Annotated in this window: 1 protein-coding gene; it reads left to right on the forward strand. The window is 65.8% G+C overall.

What is annotated here, in order from left to right; all coding sequences use genetic code 11:
• Positions 1 to 39 precede the first annotated feature (39 nt).
• Positions 40 to 316, forward strand: a 277-nt coding sequence (locus SB717_RS34705) for a PhzF family phenazine biosynthesis protein (protein WP_410907406.1), incomplete at its 3' end; no start/stop codon positions are given.

The following is a 316-nucleotide window of genomic DNA, read 5'->3' on the forward strand; positions in this document are numbered from 1 at the left end:
GTTTTCTCCAGCGCACCATATTTAGGAAATCCACTGGCGGTGGTGCACGACGCCGACGGCTTGAGCGCGGAGGAAATGCAGCGGTTCGCCACCTGGACCAACCTCTCGGAGACAACGTTCCTCCTGGCTCCCAGCAGCCCGGAGGCCGACTACCGGGTGAGGATCTTTTCCGCGAAGGAAGAACTGCCCTTTGCCGGCCATCCCACCCTCGGGTCGGCCAAGGCCTGGCTGGACGCCGGCGGAACCCCAAAGTCCGGCGGAACACTCGTTCAGGAATGCGCGGCCGGGCTCATCCCGGTCCGGGCCGAGGGGGACC

It is taken from the genome of Priestia sp. SIMBA_032 (assembly GCF_046535215.1).
GTDB classification, from domain to species: Bacteria; Bacillota; Bacilli; order Bacillales; family Bacillaceae_H; genus Priestia; species Priestia aryabhattai.